Annotated in this window: 7 protein-coding genes and 1 CRISPR repeat array; of the genes, 6 read left to right on the plus strand and 1 reads right to left on the minus strand. The window is 66.1% G+C overall.

Annotation, left to right across the window (positions count from 1 at the left end; translation table 11 throughout):
• The first annotated feature begins 67 nt into the window (after nucleotides 1-67).
• The 6 genes from AC0GNO_RS22855 to AC0GNO_RS22880 all read left to right on the plus strand — a co-directional run bounded on the left by AC0GNO_RS22855 (nucleotide 68) and on the right by AC0GNO_RS22880 (nucleotide 5,835).
• Complete coding sequence (locus AC0GNO_RS22855) at nucleotides 68-1,522, plus strand: 8-oxoguanine deaminase (protein ID WP_472905642.1); 1,455 nt, start codon at nucleotides 68-70, stop codon at nucleotides 1,520-1,522.
• A 23-nt stretch (nucleotides 1,523-1,545) separates the two neighbouring features.
• Entirely contained in the window at nucleotides 1,546-3,126 is a 1,581-nt protein-coding gene (locus tag AC0GNO_RS22860) for an MFS transporter (RefSeq protein ID WP_472889505.1), read from the plus strand.
• Nucleotides 3,127-3,223: 97 nt separating this feature from the next.
• Nucleotides 3,224-3,874, plus strand: coding sequence for a hypothetical protein (locus tag AC0GNO_RS22865; RefSeq protein ID WP_472905643.1), 651 nt, complete (start codon nucleotides 3,224-3,226; stop codon nucleotides 3,872-3,874).
• Entirely contained in the window at nucleotides 3,871-4,323 is a 453-nt protein-coding gene (locus AC0GNO_RS22870) for a hypothetical protein (RefSeq protein WP_472905644.1), read from the plus strand. Before AC0GNO_RS22865 ends, AC0GNO_RS22870 begins: the two co-directional genes overlap by 4 nt.
• A complete protein-coding gene (locus AC0GNO_RS22875) occupies nucleotides 4,320-4,820 on the plus strand; it encodes a type I-E CRISPR-associated protein Cas6/Cse3/CasE (protein WP_472905645.1) in 501 nt (166 codons plus the stop codon). The genes AC0GNO_RS22870 and AC0GNO_RS22875 overlap by 4 nt, the downstream gene beginning before the upstream one ends.
• 43 nt (nucleotides 4,821-4,863) lie before the next feature.
• Nucleotides 4,864-5,835 carry an RAMP superfamily CRISPR-associated protein gene (locus tag AC0GNO_RS22880; protein WP_472905646.1) on the plus strand — a complete coding sequence of 324 codons (972 nt, stop codon included), beginning with the start codon at nucleotides 4,864-4,866 and terminating at the stop codon, nucleotides 5,833-5,835.
• A 50-nt stretch (nucleotides 5,836-5,885) separates the two neighbouring features.
• Nucleotides 5,886-6,515: a CRISPR direct-repeat array (repeat unit 36 nt; unit sequence GTGCAAGCCACCCTGAAAAGGGGTGGCTACTAGAAG).
• Between the two features lie 41 nt (nucleotides 6,516-6,556).
• On the opposite strand, the gene AC0GNO_RS22885 is transcribed toward AC0GNO_RS22880, so the two are convergent.
• A protein-coding gene (locus AC0GNO_RS22885) for an IS3 family transposase (RefSeq protein ID WP_472903721.1) occupies nucleotides 6,557-7,758 on the minus strand; the annotation gives its coding sequence in 2 pieces (ribosomal slippage) (nucleotides 6,557-7,488 and nucleotides 7,488-7,758; 1,203 coding nt in all).
• Between the last annotated feature and the right edge of the window lie 60 nt (nucleotides 7,759-7,818).

A 7,818-nucleotide genomic window follows, 5' to 3' on the forward strand; every position in this document is an offset into this window, starting at 1 on the left:
TCGGCAGCGCATGTCCTGAGCCGGTTGAAGGGCTCAGCCCGAACGGCAGCTATCAAGGCACATCGACATGAACACCCTGCTGATCCACAACGCCACCTGCATCGCCACCTTCGACCACGCCGACCCGGCACAGGGTCGCGAGCTGAAGAACGCTTCGCTGTTCGTTCGCGACAACATGATCGAATGGATAGGGTCAACCAGCGAGCTGCCGCGCGCACTGCTCGAATCGGCGGGCGAAACCATCGACGCCCGCGGCCACCTGGTCATGCCCGGCCTGGTGAACACGCACCACCACATGTTCCAGAGCCTTACGCGGGCCATCCCCGGCGCGCAGGATGCCGAGCTGTTCGGCTGGCTGCGCGGTCTGTACCCGATCTGGGCCGGGCTCAGGCCGGAGATGGTGCAGGTCTCGACCCAGGTGGCGATGGCCGAGCTGCTGCTGAGCGGCTGCACCACCAGCAGCGACCACCTCTACATCTACCCCAACGGCGTGCGGCTCGAAGACAGCATCGAAGCCGCGCAGCAGATCGGCATGCGCTTCCTGGCCACGCGCGGCAGCATGAGCGTGGGCCAGAGCGCGGGCGGCCTGCCGCCCGACAGCGTGGTTGAAAAAGAAGACGCGATCCTGAAAGACAGCCAGCGCCTGATCGAAACCTGGCACAGCGCGGACCACGGCGCCATGGTGCAGATCGCGCTGGCGCCCTGCTCACCCTTCTCCGTCAGCCCGGCGCTGATGAAGCAGAGCGCCGAACTCGCGCGCAGCTTCAAAGGCCAGGGCGTGCGTCTGCACACCCACCTGGCCGAGAATCACCACGACATCGCCTACAGCCGCGAGAAGTTCAACAAGACGCCCGCGCAGTACGCACAGGAGCTGGGCTGGCTGGGCGAGGACGTGTGGCACGCGCACTGCGTGAAGCTGGACGACGAAGGCATATCGCTGTTTGCCGCCAGCCGCACCGGCGTGGCGCACTGCCCCTGCAGCAACATGCGCCTCGCCTCCGGCATCGCCCCCATCCGCCGCATGCTCAACGCCGGTGTGCCCGTGGGCCTGGGCGTGGACGGCAGCGCCAGCAACGACGGCGCGCACATGGTGAACGAAGCGCGGCAGGCGCTGCTGCTGGCCCGCGTGGGCCGCGCGCTGATGCCGCCCGAAACCCGCGATGGCCAAACCTTCTTCGGCTGCGACCTCGGCCCGGCCGAGATGACCGCACGCGACGCGCTGCACATCGCCACCCGCGGCGGTGCGATGGTGCTGGGCCGCCAGGACATCGGCCACCTCGCGGTCGGCATGTGCGCCGACCTCGCGCTGTTCGACCTGCGCACGCTGGGCTTTGCCGGCGGCGCGGTGCACGACCCCGTGGCCAGCCTGCTGTTCTGCGCCAGCCCGCAGGCCGCGTACACCGTGGTCAACGGCCGGGTGGTGGTGCGTGAAGGCCAGCTCACCACCGTGGACCTCGGGCCGCTGGTGGTGCGGCACAACGGGCTGGCCAGGATATTGGCCGACTCGGCGCGCACAGCCTGAGCCCCTGCGGGACAATGGCCCCGATGACCCCTTCCCACTCCATCTGGAGTCCCCTGCGACAGCCCGCTTTCCGCGGGCTGTGGCTTTGCGGCGCCGTCTTTTTCATCGGCGCGGGCATGCAGACCATGGCGGCGGCCTGGCTCATGATCGAGCTCACCGGCTCGTCCTTCCTCGCCGCGCTGGTGCAGACCGCGGTGTTCCTGCCGATGTTCCTTCTGGCGCTGCCCGCGGGCGTGCTGGCCGACACCACCGACCGCCGGCGCCTGATCTCGGGCGCGCTGATCGCGCAGGTGGTCGCCTGCGTGCTGCTGGCCGGGCTGGTGCTCGGCGGCTGGGGCGGGCCGGCGTCGGTGCTGTTCCTGGTCTTCGTGTGCGGCTGCTGCACGGCCGTGCTCACCCCGGCCTGGAACTCGTCGGTGATCGACCCGGTGCCGCGCGACGAATGGCCGCAGGCGATCACGGCCATCGGCATCGCCTACAACGCGGCGCGCGCGATCGGCCCCACGCTGGCCGGCCTGCTGTTCGCCTGGATGGGCGCGGGCTGGGTGTTTGTGGTCACGGTGTTCACCACGGGCGTGATGTGGGAGTCGATCCGCCGCTGGCCGCCCAAGGCCCACCCGCCCTCGCGCCTGCCGGCCGAACGCCTCTGGGGCGGCACGCTGAGCGGCCTGCGCTTCGCCTGGCACTCGCGCATCATCCTGGCGCAGCTGGTGCGCGTGATGGCGTACAGCGCCGCCGGTTCGGCGCTGTGGGCGTTGCTGCCGGTGATCGCGCAGCGCCAGCTCGGCACCGGCGCGCAGGGCTTCGGCCTGCTGATGGGTTGCATGGGCACCGGCGCGGTGGCCTCGGGCCTGGTGATCGGCCGCCTGCGCACCCGCTTCGGGCTCGACGCCATCATCGCCACCGCCTGCGTGGCGTTTGCCACCGTCATGCTGCTGGCCGCCTGGGTGCGCGTGCCGCTGCTGGTGTACACCGCCATGGCGGTGGGCGGCGCAGCCTGGATGGCGGCCATGTCCACCTTCAACACCGCCACGCAGGCCAGCGCACCGCAGTGGGTGCGCTCGCGCGCGGTGGCGCTGCACATCGTGGCTTCGCTGGGCGCGTTCGCCATCGGCTCGGCGTTCTGGGGCGCGGTGTCCGACATCGCCGGCCTCACCACCGCGCTGGTGGCCGCCGGCGCCCTGATGGCCGCGGGCCTGCTGCTGGCACGCCCGTTCCCGCTGCGCGTGGGCGAAGCGCACGAGGTGACGCAGGGCACGCCGTGGGACGAGCTCTTTGTGGAAGCCGAACCCAGCCCCGAGGCCGGCCCGGTGGCGGTGGAAGTGGGTTACCGCATCCGCGCGGGCGCGGACAAGGCGTTTCTTGACGCCATCAGCCGCATGAAGGCACCGCGCCGGCGCGACGGCGCCACCTTCTGGCGCATCTACCGGGACCTGGGAGAACCCTCGCGTTATGTCGAGCGCTTCATCGTCACCTCGTGGGCCGACTACCTGCACCAGCGCGCCCGAGCCACCGTGGCCGATCACGCGCTGGAGGCCGAGGTGCGGGAGTTCCTGGCGCCCGGCGAGAGTTCGCACATGTCGCACTACATCGCTGAACGTTGAGCGCCGCGCGAGACCTGCGCAAGGACAAACGGCATTCCACCCGCGTCCGTTACGATTTCCCCAGAGCCACACGGCACCACAGGGAGGAAATCAACCGATGGACAGATTCAAAGTCACGGCGACGCTGGGCAGCCCCCTTGTCGTCAATGGGGGCTACATGACCCTCGATGCCCTGCTCGCGGCGCTCATCTATGAACACACGGGCGATCTGGAGCGGGCACATGCCGACATTCCGCTGCACAACACGCAAGGCCTCTGGCACGGCAGCGCGGCCATCTATGAAAAGTGGGATGAACAACGGGTGGGTTTCGTTGCCAACCTGCAGGCCCGGCACGATCTGGACCTCGATCTCATTGCCCAGAACAAGCAGGGCAAGACCCACACCATGATCGGCATGACGCGCCGGCGCGAGTTCGGCGCCGTCATGAACAGCTACCGGGCGGTCACCACCCCCGCCGTCACCTGGTACGCCCAAGGGGATGCCGACGCCGTGCGCCGCCTGCTCGCCAACGTGTCCTTCATCGGCAAGCGGCGCGCCAGCGGCTTTGGCCAGGTCACGGGTTTCGACATCGAACCCGACGAACTTGACGGCGTCACCGGCTTCTTTGGTGAACCCTTGCGCCCCGTTCCCATTGACCTGTTCACCGGCAACGGCAGCACTGCGCTGAAAGCCGACGCGGCCTGGCGCCCCGCCTATTGGCACCCCACCAACCGCGCCATCTGCTGCGTACCGGAGACGATGGCATGAACACCTTCGAGTTCTTCAACGAACACTTCGGGCGCCACCTCGTCCGGCTTGACGGCGCTCCCCACGAAGCCGCCTATCGGGCCCTCAGCAGCAACCACCGGCTCGCCAAAGGCACCGAAAGCCGCCTGTCGTCTGGCTGGGCCATCGTGCGCCCCGGCACCTCCAGCGTGCAACTCAAGCTCGCAGCCGCCCATCTGCACTTCGACGAACGCACCCGCATCGAGGCCTTCATGGACGAGCTCGCGAACTGGGACGAAAAACAACCCCGCATCTTCCTCATGTTCGACAAAGCGCCCGTGCCCCTGGCCAACCTGTTCCTCACGGTGGACAAGCGTGCCGTGCGCATCTGCTCGCCGGCCGGCGTCGAAACGTTCAACTGGCACCTGGCGCCCACGCCAGAAGCTGGAGGCATCCAGAAAACACTTTGGAAAAGGAGGCACCCCGCATGATGGACCACACCATCCCCAAGCCCACGCAAACCGCTGGCTACCCGCTGCACCGCCTGGTGGCCGAGCTACTGAACGGCGCGCCCGCGCTTTTTGCCGACCAGGGCGATCGCCTGATCGTGCGCACCGAAAAGCCCATCACGTCGCAGGGGCGCCGCGTCGAACCGCCGAAACTGGGCGACGTGATCGCCTTCGAGCTCAAGGCCTGCGCAGCCCAGCGCCACGGCGGACGCAACATCTACCCCGAACGTGGGGACTGGCGCACCCGCCGCGCCTGGCTCGAAGCCGAAGGCGCCAAACACGGCTTTGAAGTCATGGCGGTTCACGTCAACGGCGACCGCCTGCAAGTCAGCGCCAGTGGCGGACGCCGCTTCTGGATCGACGCAAGCCAGTTCACCGGTGTGCTCAAAGTCACCGAGGCCACCCGCTTTGCCCAGGCGCTGTCCACCGGCATCGGCCGCGTGGGCAAGGCCTTCGGCATGGGCCTGCTGATCATCTGAACCGCTGTCACACCACCCCAGTCACCCCCATCAAGGAGCCCACATGAACACCCGCATCGTCATCAACGCCACGATCACCACCGTTGGCCCGCTCTCCATCCGCATGCCCAAGCCCGAAGGCGCGCGCGAAAACGAGTGGGACAACTTCCCCGTCATGACCCGCGGGGTGGACGAAGCCGGCAACCGCCAGCAAACCGGGTACCTGCCCGCCACCACCGTGCGCGGCTTCCTGCGCCGCGCTGTCACCCTGCGCAACATGCGCAGCGCCGCCGAGGCCGGCAAGCCCTACAAGCTGCCGCAGATCTACAGCGAAATGATTGGCCAGGACGCCGAGAGCGAAAAACAGGCCGGCGACATCGATCTGCTCGCGCTGCGCCAGGCGCGCGAAGCCAGTCCCGTGCTCGACTTGTTCGGCAGCGGCCTGGGCATCAAGTCGCGGCTGAAGGTGAGCCACTTTCTGCCCGCGGTCAACGTGTTGCCCGAAGCCTTCACGGGCGTACGCAAAGACCTGGACGACACCGAAGAAGCGCTGGAGCTCATGGACCCCACGGATATGGCCGCCTTTCTGGGCCGCAGCGACAGCAACAACCGGCGCGCCGCATCGGCCGCTCTGGTCAAGCAGCTGGAAAGCCAGGTCAGGAAGCTGGAGAAAAAAGGCGAAGCCGTCCCTGACGATGTGGCCAAGGCCCTGCAGGTGGCCCGAGCCGAAACGGAGAAGTTCAAGGACGCCATGGGCGAGATGCAAAACAGCACCCGCACCATCGTGCAACACCACGCCCTGCCCGCGGGTCTGCCACTGAGCGGGCGCATGGTGATCGACAACGCCCGCGAACGCGACTTGGAGCTGCTTGACGACGCGCTCAACGCGCTCAGCCTGCGCCCCCTGCTCGGTGCACAGAGCGCGCGCGGTTGCGGGGAGATCGCGGGCCAGTTCCAGTTCTTTGACGGCGAGGGAAAACTGATGAAAACCGTGACCGTGGGCGGGTTTCAGCCGGCGCAGGTTGCGAATATTTGAACGGCCTATTTCCGCATTCTTGTTTGAGTTCAACAGCTTGGAAAACAACTGTGCAAGCCACCCTGAAAAGGGGTGGCTACTAGAAGTCGCCTTGTCTTGCGGGACGGCCACAGAACGTGCAAGCCACCCTGAAAAGGGGTGGCTACTAGAAGGAGATTGCGGTGTACATGGCCCGGTGGTTCGTGCAAGCCACCCTGAAAAGGGGTGGCTACTAGAAGAAGACCTACGACGGCACCTACAGCGCCCAGGTGCAAGCCACCCTGAAAAGGGGTGGCTACTAGAAGTAGCTGTCAACGCCGCCGAACACGCTGGCGGTGCAAGCCACCCTGAAAAGGGGTGGCTACTAGAAGTACAACTACATCAAGACCACGCCACCCATTGTGCAAGCCACCCTGAAAAGGGGTGGCTACTAGAAGCTGATCTGCGGTGCCCCGCGCATGCCGTCGGTGCAAGCCACCCTGAAAAGGGGTGGCTACTAGAAGATGACATTCTTCGAGAAGTCCATGCGGATAGTGCAAGCCACCCTGAAAAGGGGTGGCTACTAGAAGAGCTCAATGGCTCGGGAGAAGTCGAACGCCGTGCAAGCCACCCTGAAAAGGGGTGGCTACTAGAAGAACGGGATGGTCAAACTGGAGATTGGTGATGTGCAAGCCACCCTGAAAAGGGGTGGCTACTAGAAGTATGACCTTGCCCTCGTTTGGTGTAGCTCTTAGCCCGACGATTACGCGGCCTTTTTGCGCTGTGCCTCGTACCAGCGTTGCTCGAACTGCATCGGGCTGAGGTAGCCCAGCGAGGAATGAAGCCGGCGGTGATTGTAGAAAGCCATCCAGTCCATCACAGCCTGTTTGGCCTGCTCTCGCGTGGCGAACTTGTGCCCATGCACGCTGGCCGTTTTCAGGCGGCCCCAGAAGCTCTCGGTCGGCGCGTTGTCCCAGCAGTTGCCCTTCCTGCTCATCGAGGAACGCATCTTCCAGTCTTTCAAAGCATCCTGGAATTCGCCGCTGCAATACTGGCTGCCCCTGTCGCTGTGGAATATCAGACCAGTCGGCGGGCGCCGCCGCCACCACGCCATGGCCAGCGCGTCCTTGACCAGGCCCGCCTGCATGTGCGGCTGCAGGCTCCAGCCCACCACCTGACGGCTGAACAGGTCGATGACCGCAGCCAGGTACAGCCAGCCCTCGTCGGTGGCGATGTAGGTGATGTCTCCACTCCACAGCTGGTTGGGTGCCTCGGGGGTAAAGCGCCGCTGCACCAGGTCTGGTGCCACCGGCAGACTGTGGCGGCTGTCGGTGGTGACCACAAACTTGCGCTTGGTTCTGGCACGGATACCGTGCTGCTGCATCAACTTGCGCACCCTGTCCTTGCCCACCCGGATGCCCCTGGCCAGCAGTTCCTTGTGCATCCGAGGCCAGCCGTATTCCCCCTTGACCTCGGCGTGGATGGCGCGGATGTGTGCCAGCAGTGCTTCGTCGCTGTGGCGCCCGCCGGGCCTGCCAGCGATGTCCTGTGGGCGGCGCAGCCAGTTGAAGTAGCCGCTGGCGCTGACCTCCAGCACGCCGCAGGAGACGCTCACCGGGTACTGCTGCCTCATTTGGTGAATCCAGGCGTACCTCGCAGCGTGTCCTGCGCGAAGTACGCCGCGGCTTTTTTTGCGATGTCGCGCTCCATCCTCAGGCGCGCAACTTCCGCTCGCAAACGCGCTATCTCCATCTGCTCGGGCGAGACCCCCACGGCCTTGTTATCGCCCCCAGCGCCGCTCAACGCGCCTTTGGCTGCCTGGCGAACCCAATTGCCCAGACTGGCCTTGGGGATCCCCAACACCTTGGCCACCACAGCAATGGCCTGACCGGCGCTCACCTGACGGACCGCCTCCAACTTGAACTCCTGCGTGTACTGCGCACGCACCTGCTTTGCTGCTGTCATTCCTTGACTCCTTGTCGGTATTTTCAACAAGGACTAAGAACTCCACTTTTCAGGGGCAAG

This window comes from Hydrogenophaga sp. L310, from assembly GCF_055703065.1.

What these genes read in the sequence shown, in the direction of transcription:
- AC0GNO_RS22855 (WP_472905642.1), top strand. Translation starts at nt 68, where the DNA reads ATGAACACCCTGCTGATCCACAACGCCACCTGCATCGCCACCTTCGAC.
- AC0GNO_RS22860 (WP_472889505.1), top strand. Translation starts at nt 1,546, where the DNA reads ATGACCCCTTCCCACTCCATCTGGAGTCCCCTGCGACAGCCCGCTTTC.
- AC0GNO_RS22865 (WP_472905643.1), top strand. Translation starts at nt 3,224, where the DNA reads ATGGACAGATTCAAAGTCACGGCGACGCTGGGCAGCCCCCTTGTCGTC.
- AC0GNO_RS22870 (WP_472905644.1), top strand. Translation starts at nt 3,871, where the DNA reads ATGAACACCTTCGAGTTCTTCAACGAACACTTCGGGCGCCACCTCGTC.
- AC0GNO_RS22875 (WP_472905645.1), top strand. Translation starts at nt 4,320, where the DNA reads ATGATGGACCACACCATCCCCAAGCCCACGCAAACCGCTGGCTACCCG.
- AC0GNO_RS22880 (WP_472905646.1), top strand. Translation starts at nt 4,864, where the DNA reads ATGAACACCCGCATCGTCATCAACGCCACGATCACCACCGTTGGCCCG.